At 71.2% G+C, this 13800-nt stretch carries 13 protein-coding genes; 9 read left to right on the top strand and 4 right to left on the bottom strand.

The features are described from left to right. Nucleotides 1–43 precede the first annotated feature (43 nt). Nucleotides 44–925, top strand: coding sequence for a formyltetrahydrofolate deformylase (purU, locus tag OG254_RS21830; protein ID WP_147999917.1), 882 nt, complete (start codon nt 44–46; stop codon nt 923–925). A 108-nt stretch (nt 926–1033) separates the two neighbouring features. Here purU and OG254_RS21825 read toward each other — a convergent pair whose 3' ends face one another. Further along, nucleotides 1034–2287: a maleylpyruvate isomerase N-terminal domain-containing protein gene (locus OG254_RS21825; RefSeq protein ID WP_405595119.1), complete on the bottom strand. Its 1254-nt coding sequence runs from the start codon at nt 2285–2287 to the stop codon at nt 1034–1036. A gap of 134 nt (nt 2288–2421) precedes the next feature. Continuing rightward, nucleotides 2422–3006 (bottom strand): sigma-70 family RNA polymerase sigma factor, encoded by a 585-nt coding sequence (locus OG254_RS21820; protein WP_405584281.1) that lies wholly within the window; start codon nt 3004–3006, stop codon nt 2422–2424. 358 nt (nt 3007–3364) lie between these two features. Here OG254_RS21820 and OG254_RS21815 point away from each other — a divergent pair, with 358 nt between their 5' ends. Further along, complete coding sequence (locus OG254_RS21815) at nt 3365–3745, top strand: STAS domain-containing protein (protein WP_351190996.1); 381 nt, start codon at nt 3365–3367, stop codon at nt 3743–3745. A gap of 172 nt (nt 3746–3917) precedes the next feature. Then, nucleotides 3918–4430 (top strand): EF-hand domain-containing protein, encoded by a 513-nt coding sequence (locus OG254_RS21810; RefSeq protein ID WP_405584277.1) that lies wholly within the window; start codon nt 3918–3920, stop codon nt 4428–4430. Between the two features lie 21 nt (nt 4431–4451). Here OG254_RS21810 and OG254_RS21805 read toward each other — a convergent pair whose 3' ends face one another. Next, complete coding sequence (locus OG254_RS21805) at nt 4452–5957, bottom strand: class I adenylate-forming enzyme family protein (protein WP_405584274.1); 1506 nt, start codon at nt 5955–5957, stop codon at nt 4452–4454. A 124-nt stretch (nt 5958–6081) separates the two neighbouring features. Between OG254_RS21805 and OG254_RS21800 the strand changes: the two genes are divergently transcribed. The 3 genes from OG254_RS21800 to OG254_RS21790 all read left to right on the top strand — a co-directional run bounded on the left by OG254_RS21800 (nt 6082) and on the right by OG254_RS21790 (nt 9067). Then, a complete protein-coding gene (locus tag OG254_RS21800; protein ID WP_405584272.1) occupies nt 6082–7215 on the top strand; it encodes an acyl-CoA dehydrogenase family protein in 1134 nt (377 codons plus the stop codon). A 3-nt stretch (nt 7216–7218) separates the two neighbouring features. Next, on the top strand, nt 7219–8097 hold the full coding sequence (locus tag OG254_RS21795; protein WP_405584269.1) for an acyl-CoA dehydrogenase family protein: 879 nt from the start codon (nt 7219–7221) through the stop codon (nt 8095–8097). A gap of 508 nt (nt 8098–8605) precedes the next feature. Next, on the top strand, nt 8606–9067 hold the full coding sequence (locus OG254_RS21790; RefSeq protein WP_405595117.1) for an ATP-binding protein: 462 nt from the start codon (nt 8606–8608) through the stop codon (nt 9065–9067). Nucleotides 9068–9479: 412 nt separating this feature from the next. Here OG254_RS21790 and OG254_RS21785 read toward each other — a convergent pair whose 3' ends face one another. Beyond that, on the bottom strand, nt 9480–10406 hold the full coding sequence (locus OG254_RS21785; RefSeq protein WP_405584266.1) for a cyclase family protein: 927 nt from the start codon (nt 10404–10406) through the stop codon (nt 9480–9482). A gap of 97 nt (nt 10407–10503) precedes the next feature. On the opposite strand from OG254_RS21785, the gene OG254_RS21780 reads away from it, so the two are divergent. From OG254_RS21780 to OG254_RS21770, 3 genes are all read left to right on the top strand, one after another. Next, the gene (locus OG254_RS21780; protein WP_405584263.1) at nt 10504–11418 is read left to right on the top strand and encodes an SDR family NAD(P)-dependent oxidoreductase; all 915 of its coding nucleotides are present in this window, start codon (nt 10504–10506) and stop codon (nt 11416–11418) included. 132 nt (nt 11419–11550) lie between these two features. Further along, a complete protein-coding gene (locus OG254_RS21775; RefSeq protein WP_405584260.1) occupies nt 11551–12696 on the top strand; it encodes an acyl-CoA dehydrogenase family protein in 1146 nt (381 codons plus the stop codon). Further along, complete coding sequence (locus OG254_RS21770) at nt 12696–13745, top strand: Zn-dependent alcohol dehydrogenase (RefSeq protein ID WP_405584258.1); 1050 nt, start codon at nt 12696–12698, stop codon at nt 13743–13745. Before OG254_RS21775 ends, OG254_RS21770 begins: the two co-directional genes overlap by 1 nt. Nucleotides 13746–13800 lie beyond the last annotated feature (55 nt).

Here is a 13800-nt window from a genome sequence, read left to right as displayed (position 1 = left end):
ACGGCTGTCCGCCCGGGGCGCCGGATATGGGACCCTGTGCTGCATGAACGAGCAGTCCACCCGAGCCGCGGCCCCGGCCGAGCAGTACGTCCTGATCCTGTCGTGCCCGGACAAGCAGGGCATCGTGCACGCCGTGTCGAGCTACCTCTTCATGACCGGCTGCAACATCGAGGACAGCCAGCAGTTCGGCGACCACGACACGGGTCTGTTCTTCATGCGCGTCCACTTCTCGGCGGAGTCGCCGGTGACCCTGGACAAGCTGCGGGCGAGCTTCGCGGCGATCGGTGACTCCTTCCAGATGGAATGGCAGATCCACCGGGCCGAGGAGAAGATGCGCGTCCTGCTGATGGTCAGCAAGTTCGGGCACTGCCTGAACGACCTGTTGTTCCGCGCCAGGATCGGGGCGCTGCCGGTGGAGATCGCCGCCGTGGTGTCCAACCACACCGAATTCGCCGAGCTCGTGGGGTCGTACGACATCCCCTTCCACCACATCCCGGTGACCAGGGACAACAAGTCCGAGGCCGAGGCGCAGGTGCTGGAGATCGTGCGCGAGGAGGGCGTGGAGCTGGTCGTGCTGGCCCGCTACATGCAGGTCCTCTCGGACGACCTGTGCAAGCAGCTGAGCGGGCGGATCATCAACATCCACCACTCGTTCCTGCCGAGCTTCAAGGGTGCGAAGCCGTATCACCAGGCTCACGCCAGGGGCGTCAAGCTGATCGGGGCGACGGCGCACTATGTGACCGCCGACCTCGACGAGGGGCCGATCATCGAGCAGGAGGTCGAGCGGGTCGGGCACGACGTCACGCCGGACCAGCTGGTCGCGATCGGGCGGGACGTGGAGTGCCAGGCGCTGGCTCGGGCGGTCAAGTGGCATGCGGAGCGGCGGATTCTGCTGAACGGGCGACGGACGGTTGTGTTCGCCTAGCAGCTCAGCCCCTAAGAGGTAGGTGCACTGCGCCTACTCAAGGGGCGCGGGGAACTGCGCGAGCAACCACGACTCACCCGCAGCCGCCCCCGAACCCCCAACCGCCCCCTACATCCGGCTCAAGCTCGCCGCCGCGAACAGCACATCCCTGATCGCCTCCCGATCCCCCACCTGCCCCGCCGCGGCCTCCGCAGGAGACACATGGCCCGCGGCCAGCCGGCAGAACTCCGCGCCGTCCAGCGCCACATGTGCCACCTCATGCTCGGCGGAGCCGACGGCGGCCGGAGAGTCCAGGGGGATCAGCCACTCACCACCGCCCGACCCCTCGATCTCCAGGCGCAGGCTGCGGCCGGGCTCGCCGGCAGGCACCAGATGGCGGTGCGGGGTCGCCGACGGCGTCGCCAGCCCCGCGCGCCGCCGCGCGGCCAGCACCGTGGGGAGCATGCGGGCCGCCAGGTCGACCATGTGGTGCAGATCGCTGCCGGACGGAGCGTCGTACGGGTAGTCCACCGCGTCGGCGATGTCCTCGGCGTGCACCCAGCACTCGAAGGCGCGGTCCAGCATCGCGTCGTGCAGCGGCAGCTCGAAGTCGCCGTAGGGCACGGACAGTTTGCCGGTGGCGCCGCCCGTGAAGGACACCGTGCGGACCAGGTCGTGGGTCTGCTCCCGCCAGGGTGCGCGGACGGCGCGCGTCGGCGGGTAGTGCGAGGCCCGCCAGTAGGCCTCCGTGCGCGCGGACGGGGTCGGCCGGTCCACGGCCACGTCGCCCATCGGGTCCGCGAGGCCGAGCGCGACCGCCACCAGCCCGTCGACCGTCAGCAGATGGGCGATGACCCCGGCGACGGTCGTACGACGGCTCGTCGGCTCGTCCCCGCGGAACCATCGGAGCCGCACGGGCGCGTGCCACTCGGCGTCCCCGAAGTCCTGGAGCAGCGCGTCGAGCCGCGCCGTCTCGGCGTCGTACGGCGTCGCCCAGGCGGGCACCGGGATGCGCGGCGGGCGCCGCTCCAGCGCGCCCTGCAGGACGCGGGCGCGCAAGGAAGGGTCGAGGTCGAGGCTCTCGGCGGGGTGCAGCAGGCCGACGGCCTCGCGCAGCCGCCGCGCCTCGTCCGCGCAGGAGCCGCAGTCGCCGAGGTGCTCCTCGACGGCCTCCGTCTCCTGCGGTGAGCAGGCGGCCAGCGCCCACGCGCCGAGCAGTGACTTCAGCACGCGGTGGTCCAGGACGAGCGGGGCGGGCCGCGGCACGGCGTCGGGCAGTGGGCGTCCGGTGTCCTCGACGGAGGCGCGGGGCAGGGGTATGCGGGGCGGCCGGTCCGGCTTCGTCGAGGGGTGCTGGTCGTCGCCGTTGCCGCTGCTGTTCATGCCGTCGGCCGCGCGGGTTCCGTCCGCGGGGCCGTTGCCCTCCTGGTCCTTGTGATGTGCGTCGCCCTGCGGCGGGTCGTCGTGCCGCTTCTTGTCGTCATCGTTGTCATACGCCTCGAAGCGCCCGGCCTCGTTCACGCCGCACCTCCGTATCCCGGCGGTGCCCCCGGGGCGGCTGCGGCGTCATGGGCCGTGGACAGCAGCTGGAGGCCCAGGCGCAGCCGGCGGCGGGCCTCGTCCTCCGTGACGCCGAGGTCGGCGGCGGTCTGGCGGTAGTCGCGGCGCTGGAAGTAGGCCAGCTCCAGGGCGGCGCGCAGCGGTACGGGCATGGCCTGGACGATGTAGTCGGCGCGGGCGGCGACCGAGGCGTGCCGCACCTTGCGCTCCAGCTCCTCCGTGGAGCCCTGGCCGCCCTGGGCGAGGGCGGCGGTCTCGGTGGCGCGCAGCCGCTGCACGGCGAGGCGGTGGGTCAGGGTGGCGACCCAGGAACGCAGCGGGCCCTGCTTGGGGTCGTAGCTGTCCGGGTGCTCCCAGACATGGGCGAAGACGTCGCGGGTGATGCGGTCGGCGGCGCGCTCGTCGCCCAGCACGGTGTGGGCGAGGCCGTGCACGAGCGAGGCGAAGCGGTCGTAGAGCTCGCCGAGCGCGGCCGCCTCGCCGCGCGCCAGTCGCTGCTGCATCTTGCGGTCCCAGCGGGGCGGTGCGTCCTTCTTCGCCATAAGGCCCCCCTCACCGGTCCGTCCGGGTCCAGCGTGCGTGTGCCGTCACCCTGAATGTAGTCGGCACGGTCGGACGCGCACGCCCCTTTGTCGCAAAGTGCGCCCCTTGCAGAGCCATGGCTGGTGACACACCTCGCACTCGTGGTAGAGGGCCTCCCGCGCGCGTGACGGGAGGCTTCGCATCGCTCGGCTACCCGGTCGCCGCCTGATCAGACACGATCGAACAGGATCGAATGCGATGGAAACAAGCCTTTCCTGATCGGTGACCGTTTTCTGGAGGGTGTTTCAGGGAACAGCCGCTGGGCAGCCGCGCTGCAAGGAAGCGTAGGAATCGCTTCCGTTTCAGCGAGCGAGGGGCATGGTGGTGACGTTCAAAGTGACCGGCGGCGAGCGGGGCGACTGGGCCGTGCTCCAGGTGTCGGGCGAGCTGGATCTGGTGACCTCGCCGGGGCTGCGCCAGCACATCCACGACGTGGTGGCCGAGGGGCGTCACAGTCTCGTCCTCGACCTGTCCGACGTGTTCTTCTGCGACTCCAGCGGCGTCGGCGTCCTCATAGCCGCCCGCCGTCTGATCCGCTCCTGCCAGGGCAGCCTGCGGCTGATACTCCCGGCACAGGGCGCGGTGGAGGGGTCCCACGTCAACCGGGTCCTCGGCGCGCTGGGGGTACGCCGGCTCTTCGACGTCCATCCCGACCTGGCGTCGGCGGTCAAGGAAGAGGCCGGCCCGCTGTCGGCCTGAGCACGTGCCCGCGATGCGCTCGGAGTGAGCCGGTCCGTACGGCTGTGCCACATCGTTGTCCCAAAATTCCCCCGGTCTTGGCACAACGGCCCCTTTCCCGCGCCGGGACGGCCTCCGGCGTCGTACGCTCCGTGGCAGATGCACCCCACGACGTAAGGCGGCCCGATAAGACATGGTCAGCAGCGAGTACGAGCGCAGGATCGCCGCCCGGTTCGCCACCTTCGACCAGGACGGCAACGGCTACATCGACCGGCTGGACTTCAGCGCGGCCGCCAAGGCGGTGCTCGCCGAGTTCGGCACCGCCGCCCGCTCCGACAAGGGACAGGCCCTGTACATCGGCGCCGAGGCGTTCTGGCAGGGCATGGCCGGGATAGCGGACCGGGACGGCGACCAGCGGATCACCCGCGAGGAGTTCGTCAACGGCGCGGTCAAGCGGCTGCGCGACAACCCGGAACGGTTCGGCGAGATCGCCCGCCCCTTCCTGCACGCCGCCCTCGCCGTGGCCGACCCCGACGGTGACGGAGCCGCCACCGTCACCGACACCGCGCGCGTGCTGGTCTGCCTCGGTGTGCCGCAGGAGATCGCCCAGGCGGCCGCCGCCACCCTCGACGCGGACCGCGACGGCAAGGTGGCGGAGTCCGAGATCGTGACGGCGTTCGCGCGCTACTTCACCGTCCCCGAGTGATCAGCCGTCCCACGCCGGGCCCTACGCTCCCGAGAACCGCTCCCTGAGCTTGTACTTGAGCACCTTGCGCAGGGTCTCGTTGCGCGGAAGGGCGTCCACCACCTCCAGTTGCTCCGGCAGCTTGTGCGTCGACAGCCCTTCCCCGCGCAGATACGACGTCAGCGCCTGCAGCGTCAGCTTCTGCGCCCCCGCCGGCTGTTCCACGACCGCGCAGACCCGCTCCCCGCGCTCCGGATCCGGCAGCCCGACGACCGCGACGTCCCCGACCGCCGGATGCCGGTGCAGCAGATCCTCGATCTCCTTCGCCGAGATGTTCTCGCCCTTGCGGATGATCACGTCCTTCAGGCGCCCGGTCAGCACCAGATGCCCGCTGCCCGTCAGATGCCCGAGGTCGCCGGTGCGCAGGAAGCCGTCCTCGTCGAAGGCCGCCGCGGTCTGCGCCGGATCCAGATACCCCCGGCACACCGCCTCCCCGCGCAGCCGCACCTCGCCCTCCACGATCCGGATCTCCATCCCCTCCGGCGGCCTGCCCTCGGTGGTCGCGAGGTTCTCCGTCGTGTCGCCCGGCGCCCCCATCGTGATCATCGGCACCTCGGTCATGCCGTATCCATGGGTCAGCTGCACACCCATCTCCCGGACCACGGCGTGATAGACCTCCGGCGGTTTCGGCGCCCCGCCGCCGGCCAGCAGCCGCAGCGAGGGGACGGCTTTCGCGCCGTCCGGCTGCCTGCGCTGCTCCGCCAGGAACATCGAGTAGAACGCCGTCGACCCGCCCGCGATGGTGACGCCGTGCCTGCGGTAGCCCTCCAGCGCGTCCGGCAGGGCGAACTGCTCGAACAGCACCGCCGGGAAGCCGTACAGCAGGACCATCACCATGTAGTCGGGGCCGCCTATGTGGGCGTAGGGGAAGGCGATCGAGCCGACGTCGGCGGACGTGGGCCGCAGCGCGTGCCCCAGGCAGGAGCCGCCCGCGATCAGTGAGCGGTCGGTGTGCAGCACGCCCTTGGGGTCCGAGGTCGTCCCCGAGGTCCAGTAGATCCAGCGCACCGACGTGCCCTCGGAGGGCGGCGGGGGCAGGACCGCGGGATCGCCGTCGGGCAGGGCGTCGTACGCCTCGAAGATCCCCTTCGCGCCGAGGCGCCGCGCCATCTCGGTGTGGTCGAAGCCCCGCCACACCCCCGGCACCGCGAAGAACTCCGCCTTCGACTCCCGCAGCGCGAAGCCGACTTCACGGTCCCGGTAGAAGGGGATGACCGGCGACTGCACGGCGCCGACGCGGGCCAGCGCGAAGGACAGCAGGGCCGTCTCGATGCGGGTGGGCAGCTGCCAGGCGACGACCGTGCCGGGGCGTACGCCCATGTCGTACAGGCCGGCCGCCACCCGCTCGGCACGCGCGCGTAGCTCGCCGAAGGACACGGAGCGTTCGTCCTGGAGGAGGACCGGACGGTCGGGCGTGCGGTCGGCGCGGCGGGCGAGCAGGTCCCAGAGGGTGCGGGAGGAACTCAGGGCGTGCGCGGTGTCGTTCATGACATCCCCCTCGTGCTGACGGTGTGTCAGATCGTGCGGAGAGCGTAGGACTCGGCGCCTTGCCGGTCCAGGGGTGCGGGGTTAGCCTGCGAAGGAATCTGACGGACCGTCAGGCAGGTGGTGGATGAATCTCACGTACACGCCCGAAGAGGAGGAGTTCCGGGCGCGACTGCGGGAGTGGCTGGCCAAGGCGCTCCCCACGCTGCCGCCCAAGCCGTCCCCCGACGACTGGCCGGGGCGGCGCGTCTACGATCTCGGCTGGCAGCGCATGCTCCACGACGCCGGGTACGGCGACGTCCACTGGGACGCGTCCCCGACCCTGCGGCTGATCTTCCTGGAGGAGACCGAGAAGGCGGGCGCGCCCTATGTGGGCGCGAACTTCGTCGGCCTGCTGCACGCCGGGCCCACCATCGCGGCCGAGGGCACCGCCGAACAGCGGGAGCGGTGGCTGCCGCCGATCCTGCGTGGGGAGGAGGCCTGGTGCCAGGGCTTCAGCGAACCGGACGCCGGATCCGACCTCGCGGCGCTGCGCACACGCGCGCGTAGGGACGGCGACCACTACGTGGTGAGCGGGTCCAAGATCTGGACCTCGCACGCCGAAGTGGCCGACTGGTGCGAGCTGTTGGTGCGCACCGACCCGGACGCGCCCAAGCACCGCGGCATCAGCTGGCTGGCGATGCCCATGGACGCGCCGGGCATCACCGTGCGGCCGCTCAAGACCCTTGCCGGATCGGCCGAGTTCGCCGAGGTGTTCCTCGACGAGGTGCGGGTGCCGGTCGCCAACCGGGTCGGCGACGAGAACGACGGCTGGCGCGTGACGATGGTGACCCTGTCCTTCGAGCGCGGCACCGCGTTCGTGGGCGAGGTGGTCGCCTGCCGGCGCGTGCTGCGCGAACTCGCCGCCGAGGCCCGCGCGAACGGCCGCTGGGACGACCCCGCACTGCGCCGCGGGCTCGGGCGGCTGAACGCCGAGTTCCGGGCGCTGTGGCGGCTGACGCAGTGGAACGTGAGCGAGGCGGAGGCCACCGGCGGCGTACCCGGCGTCGGGGGTTCGGTTTTCAAACTGAGGTATTCGCACGCCCGCCAGGAGCTCTACGACGCCGCCGCCGAGGTGCTGGGACCGGCCTCGCTGGACCTCGACCGCCCGTGGATGCTCGACCGGCTGTCCTCGCTGGCGTACACCATCGCGGCGGGGACCTCGCAGATCCAACGGAACATCGTGGGCGAGCGGATTCTCGGGCTGCCGAAGGGGCGGTGACGGATGCGTTTCCAACTGACCGAGGACCAGCGGGCGTTGCGCGCCGGTGTGCGGGAGCTGCTGACGCGGCGCTTCGGCCCGCAGGAGCTGAGGGCTGCCTTGGCGGAGCCCGGCCGCCTGGACCGGGTGCTGTGGCGCGAGCTCGGCACGGCCGGGTTCTTCGCGCTACGGCTGCCCGAGGCGCGCGGCGGCGTCGGACTCGGGCTGCCCGAGGCGGTGTTGGCCTTCGAGGAGGCGGGGCGTGCGCTGCTGCCGGGGCCGCTCGTGGCCACCCACCTCGCGGCGGGAGAGGTGCCGGGCGCGGCCGCCGGGGAGACGGTCGTGACGGACGCCGGCGGGTGCGGGCTGGCGGAGTGGCTGACGGAGGCGGACGTCGTGCGGGGCGATGCGGCGGGTGCCGTACCGCTGCGGTCGGTCGATCCGCTGACGCCGCTGCACCGGGTTCCCGTGGCCTCGTACGTCGACCCCGCCGCCGTACTCCTCACCGCCGCCGAACAACTGGGCAGCGCCACATGCGCGTGCGAACTCGCCGCGCAACACGCCCGGACACGCGAGCAGTTCGGGCGGCCGATCGGGGCCTTCCAGGCGGTGAAGCACCTGTGCGCGGAGATGCTGGTGCGCACGGAGACCGCCCGCGCCGCCGTCTACGCGGCGGCCGTCACCGCCGACCCGGCCGACATCGACACCGCGCGCCTGCTCGCCGACGATGCCGCCGTGCGCAGCGCCCGCGACTGCCTCCAGGTGCACGGCGGCATGGGATTCACCTGGGAGTTCGAGGTCCATCTGCATCTGAAGCGCGCATGGGTGCGAACGCACCGTACGAGCGACGCTACGGAGAGTGAGGAGAGGCTGGCGGCCGAACTTCTCGCCGATTCGGCCTGAAGGCCCCTGGTCTGCGATGTCGCCGACGGCCCCTGAACGGATGTCGCGGATTGTGGCATACCGGAATTACGGAGCGTTGATATCGGGTTGTGTCCTACGTGTGACTCGTCACGGCCTGGAGTCGGCGGTCCGCTCCGGTACCTTGTGTGAGATGCGAGTGGTTCCGAGTACGAGCCATGCCGGAGTTGCCCTTGAGGCGGCTCCGGATCCGGCGGTGCGCGCCGTTGCTCGCAAGGCGGGAGGGCGCTTCGTCCCCGCCTGTTCGACTCCCCGAAACAAGCGTCGCACAGTATGCCGCACGGGTACTCCTTCACGCTGGAATATGCCCGAAGCGCTTGTTGGGGTGACTGTACGTCAACCATGCTGTCAGCTAAGGGATTCACGTTCCGTGACCCTGGCTCCGGCCATTGATCTGGTCATGAAAAGAATGGCTAGGATCGTGGCCCTCGTGAGGCGCGGGGCTTTGTGTCCGCCGGTTCGGATGGTGTGAGCGGTGCAGGTGCTTCAAGTGCAGCTGGAGATCCGGCCCGACCCCGCTGAGGTGGGGCGAGCCCGGCGGTGGGCCCGCTCGCGGCTCGCCGGGTCCGGTATAGGCGCCGACGAGCCGCTCGCCGAAACGCTGATCCTGCTCGTGTCCGAACTGGTCACCAACGCCGTGGTGCACACCGGCTGTCCGGCCGTGCTGCGGCTCTCCCTGCCGGGCGCGGCGCAGGACGCCGCCACCGTCCGTCTCGAAGTGGCCGACCGCAGCGGCCGTGCTCCCGTGCCCCGGTGTGTCGACGGTGACGCCACGGGCGGCCGGGGCCTCGCCCTCGTCGACGGCCTCGCCGACCGTTGGGGCTGGTGCTCCGAGGGGGGCGGCAAGCGGATCTGGTGCGAACTGGACCGTGAGGCGGAGTCGGAGGGCGCCGCTTCGGCGTACGGGAGCGGGTCGTCGGCGTACGAAGGGCTCGCGTACGAGGCGGTGTGACGGGCGCACGCCGCGGCAACTGCGCCGGTTTCGGTGCACGGTTGCAGAAAGCGCTGTCTCCTTGGCTCGGGTAAGCATCGGTGCGCCCGGGCATGCTTCTGTGCGCGGCTTCGATAAATAGGGCGTAAGTAACAAATCCCCGAGTGGGTGTTGACTCGGCGTGCACGCCTGATCACGCTGGTGGTCAGCGATTCGCCGTGAGGGGACGACGAGGACTTCGGTGACGGGAGCCCTTGCCGAGCGTGGGTCGTGGATCGGCGTCGGTCTCTCCCGGGGCCAGGAGAGACCGGGGCGGGTACGCCGGAGTCGGATGGCGGCGCGCGGTGTCGTGCCCGGGGCGGATGGGGGCACCTCCCCTTCGGGCACCGCCGAGAGCTGGGGGAGCCGCGCCGCCAGCCGACCTCGCCGGAGGTCAGAGCACCGCCACGGGTGCGACGGGAGTCCCGGTGGCGCCGACGAACGGCTCGGGCATCGCCGACAACAGGAACGCGTAGCGGCCCTCTTGTCCACAGGCTGTGGACAACTCTTCGAGATTCCAGTTCTGCCCCTGAAGCATCCCCATCTCCACCAGGTCGAGCGCGTGCACGGGCAGCCACAAATCATCTGTCTCCGGCGGAAATATCTCAAACGTGAGGGTGTCGTTCGCCACGGCCGCCACATCGCGCGCGTGGAACCACTCCGGCGTACGGATCGACAGGCCGGGCGAGGGATAGCCGTACGCGTGCTTGTCGCCGGCGAGATACACCTGGATCTGCCCCGTCCGTACGAGCACGATGTCGCCGGCACGCACGCGCGTGCCCGCGAGTTCCTCGGCCGCCTCCAGATCCTCCGGGGTGACCGCGTGTCCGCCGTCGAGCCGGGTGACGCCGCGCGCGCGTGCCACGTCCAGCAGCACCCCGCGCGAGACGATGTGCCGCGCCTTGTCGATGCCGCTGAACTCGGCGCCGCCGTGCGGGGTGACGGTGTCGGCGGGGCGGCCGTTGTAGAGCCGGCCCGAGTGCGAGACATGGGTGAGCGCGTCCCAGTGGGTGGCCGCCTGAAGGCCCATCGTCACGGCGTCGTCGCTGCACGCCACGGTTCCGGGGCCGAACAGCTCCTGGTTGATCTGCACCATCGTGTGCAGGGGGTTGACGCGGCCGGGGATCATCCCGGTCTGCACGCCGTCCTGTTGCAGGGGCAGCGCGAGCGGGACGCGACGGCCGGTACGGACGCAGGTAACCGCCTCGCGGACCACCGCGTCGGTGATCAGGTTCAGGGTGCCGATCTCGTCGTGGGCGCCCCAACGGCCCCAGTTGTTCACGCGCTTGGCGATCTCGTGGAACGCGGCCGGCAGTGACATCGGTCCTCCCCGGGGGCTTGTCTCCGTGTATCTGACGGGTCGTAGAATCTGAGGCGAATCTAACGGACCGTCAGAAACTGCGGGAAGGGGCCGGGACGTGGGGAACTTCTTGGCAGGCAAGGTCGTCGCCGTGACGGGCGCCGGACGGGGCATCGGACGGGCGGTGGCGCTGGCCGCCGCGGCCGAGGGGGCACGGGTTGTCGTCAACGACTACGGGGTGTCCGTGGACGGGGTCTCGCCCACGAGCGAGGTCGCCGAGGCCGTCGTCAAGGAGATCGAGGCGGCGGGCGGCGAAGCGGTCGCCGTGGCCGACGACGTGTCCACGATGGCGGGCGGACAGCGGATCGTGGACACGGCGGTGTCGGCCTACGGGCGGATCGACGGGGTCGTGTGCGTCGCCGGGATCCTGCGGGAGCGGATGCTGTTCAACATGACCGAGGAGGAGTGGGATCCGGTGGTCGCCACTCATCTGAAGGGGACGTTCACCGTGTTCCGGGCGGCTTCCGCCGTGATGCGCAAACAGCGGGCGGGGACCTTGATCGGGTTCACCAGCGGCAATCACCAGGGGTCGGTCTCGCAGGCCAACTACAGCGCGGCGAAGGGCGGGATCATCTCGCTCGTACGGAGTGCTGCGCTGGGCCTGAACAAGTACGGGGTGAGCGCCAACGCGGTGGCGCCGGTCGCTCGTACGCGGATGTCGGCCAACGTGCCCATGGAGTTGGCGGAGATCGGGGAGCCGGAGGATGTGGCCGCGCTCGTCGTCTACCTGCTGTCGGACGCGGCTCGGGAGTACGGGGTGACGGGGCAGGTGTACACCGTCGCCGGGCCGAAGATCGCGGTGTGGGCGCAGCCGCGGGAGCTGCGCTCTGCCTATGCCGACGGTTCTTGGACGCCTGAGCGGATCGCGGAGGTACTGCCCGGGTCCGTGGGGGTGGATCCGATGCCCATGCTTGCTCGGGTGGAGGGGATGGAGAGGGCGGCTCGGGAGGGGGCTCGGCCGAACGCCCAATAGCTCGGGGGGTGTCGGGGGTTGGCGGCTGCTGGTTGTTCGTGGCTGGTCGCGCCCACGCGGCGGAGCCGCAGATCGATGCAGCCCCGCGCCCCTGAGGGGGGTGGATCCGACCGGCAATGTGAGGAGACGTCAGTGGACTTTGGGTTCAGTGCCGAGGATGACGCGTTCCGGGCGGAGGCCCGGGCGTGGCTCTCCGAGCATGGCGAGGGTGCGCAGGATCGGCGTCTGTGGGAGCGGACCCTCGGCAAGGCCGGGTGGATTGGGCTCGGGTGGGGGGAAGGGGGGTACGGGAACCGGACCGCCACGCTCACTCAGCAGGTCGTGTGGGCCGAGGAGTACGCGCGGTCGGGGGCGCCGGCGCGGTCCGGGCACATCGGGGAGAAGCTGCTGGCCCCGACCCTGCTCGCGCACGGGAGCGAGGAGCAGAAGGCGCGCTTCCTGCCGCCGATCGCCGTCGGCGAGGAGCTGTGGTGCCAGGGGTACAGCGAGCCCGGGGCCGGATCGGACCTCGCGGGGGTGCGTACGAAGGGCGAGCGGGCCTCGGACGGGACGTACCGCGTCACCGGGCAGAAGATCTGGACCTCCCTCGCCCACGAGGCGGACTGGTGCTTCGTGCTGGCCCGCACCGAGCCGGAATCCCGGCGCCATCACGGACTGAGCTTTCTGCTGGTTCCGATGGACCAGCCGGGGCGCGTCGAGGTGCGGCCGATCCGTCAGATGACCGGCACCAGTGACTTCAATGAGGTCTTCTTCGACGGCGCGCACGCCGAGCACGTCGTTGGGGGTGAGGGCGCGGGGTGGCAGGTCGCCATGAGTCTGCTCGGGTTCGAGCGGGGGGTCTCCACGCTCGCCCAGCAGATCGGGTTCGCGGCGGAGTTGGGGCGGGTCGTGGAGACGGCCGTGCGGTCCGGTGCCGTGGCGGATCCCGTCGTACGGGAGCGGCTGGTGCGGCAGTGGGCCGAGTTGCGGGTGATGCGGTGGAACGCCCTGCGGACACTGGGGAGTTCGGGCGAGGAGGGAGCGCCGAGCGTGGCCAAGCTGCTGTGGGGCGGCTGGCATCAGCGGCTCGGGGAGCTGGCGGTGCAGGTGCGCGGCGCGGTGGCGAGCGTGGGGCCGCGGGAGTGGGCGCCCTCGACGCCGTACGAACTCGACGCCGCGCAGCAGATGTTCCTGTTCTCCCGCGCCGACACGATCTACGGGGGTTCGGACCAGGTTCAGCGCACGATCATCGCCGAGCGGGTGCTCGGTCTGCCGAGGGAGCCCAAGGGGGTCGTCTGATGCGCGCAGTGATGTTCGACGGCAAGCGGATCGAGGTCGTGGACGATCTGGAGGTGCGGGATCCGGGGCCGGGTGAGGTGCTGGTGTCCATCGCGGCGGCCGGGCTGTGTCACAGCGACCTGTCCGTGGTGGACGGGACCATACCCTTCCCGGTTCCTGTGGTGTTGGGCCATGAGGGGGCGGGAGTCGTGGAAGCGGTGGGTGTGGGTGTCACCCATGTGGAGCCCGGGGATCATGTGGCGCTGTCCACGCTCGCCAACTGCGGTACGTGCGCCGAGTGCGACCGGGGGCGGCCGACCATGTGCCGGCAGGCCATAGGGCGACCGGGGCGGCCGTTCCGGCGCGGTGAGCAGGCGGTGTTCCAGTTCGCGTCCAACTCCGCCTTCGCGGAACGGACGGTGGTGAAGGCGGTCCAGGCGGTCCGGATCCCCAAGGACATTCCGCTGCCGTCCGCCGCGCTGATCGGATGCGGGGTGCTCACGGGCGTGGGGGCTGTACTGAACCGGGCGCGCGTCGACCGGGGGGACCGGGTGGTCGTGATCGGCGCCGGCGGGATCGGGCTCAACGTCATCCAGGGGGCCCGGATCGCGGGCGCGCTGCGGATCGTGGCGGTGGACGCCAATCCGGCGAAGGAGGCGGTGGCGCGGCAGTTCGGGGCGACGGACTTCCTGACGTCGGTGGAGGGGGTGCGGGACCTGCTGCCGACGGGGGCCGACCATGCCTTCGAGTGCGTGGGGCGCGTCGAGCTGATCCGGGCGGCCGTCGACCTGCTGGACCGCCACGGGCAGGCGGTACTCCTCGGTGTGCCCGCGGCCACGGCCGAGGCGTCCTTCCTCGTCTCCTCGATGTACCTGGACAAGTCGATCCTGGGCTGCCGGTACGGGTCGTCCCGCCCGCAGCGGGACATCGCGCTGTACGCCGACCTGTACCGGGCTGGGCGGCTCATGCTGGACGAGTTGGTGACGGAGACGTACCCGGTGGAGGACTTCGAGAGGGCGGCGGCGGACGCGGAGGCGGGGAAGGTGGCGCGCGGGGTGCTGACCTTCTGAGGTCTCGGGGGCGTCCGGGCCGCCTCGACGGTCTCGCGGCGGGGTCCCGTGTCGA

Origin of the sequence: Streptomyces sp. NBC_01092 (assembly GCF_045039535.1) — a bacterium.
Lineage (GTDB): Bacteria > Actinomycetota > Actinomycetes > Streptomycetales > Streptomycetaceae > Streptomyces.
Note: the sequence above shows the minus strand (reverse complement) of the source record. Positions and strands in the feature narration are given on the sequence as shown.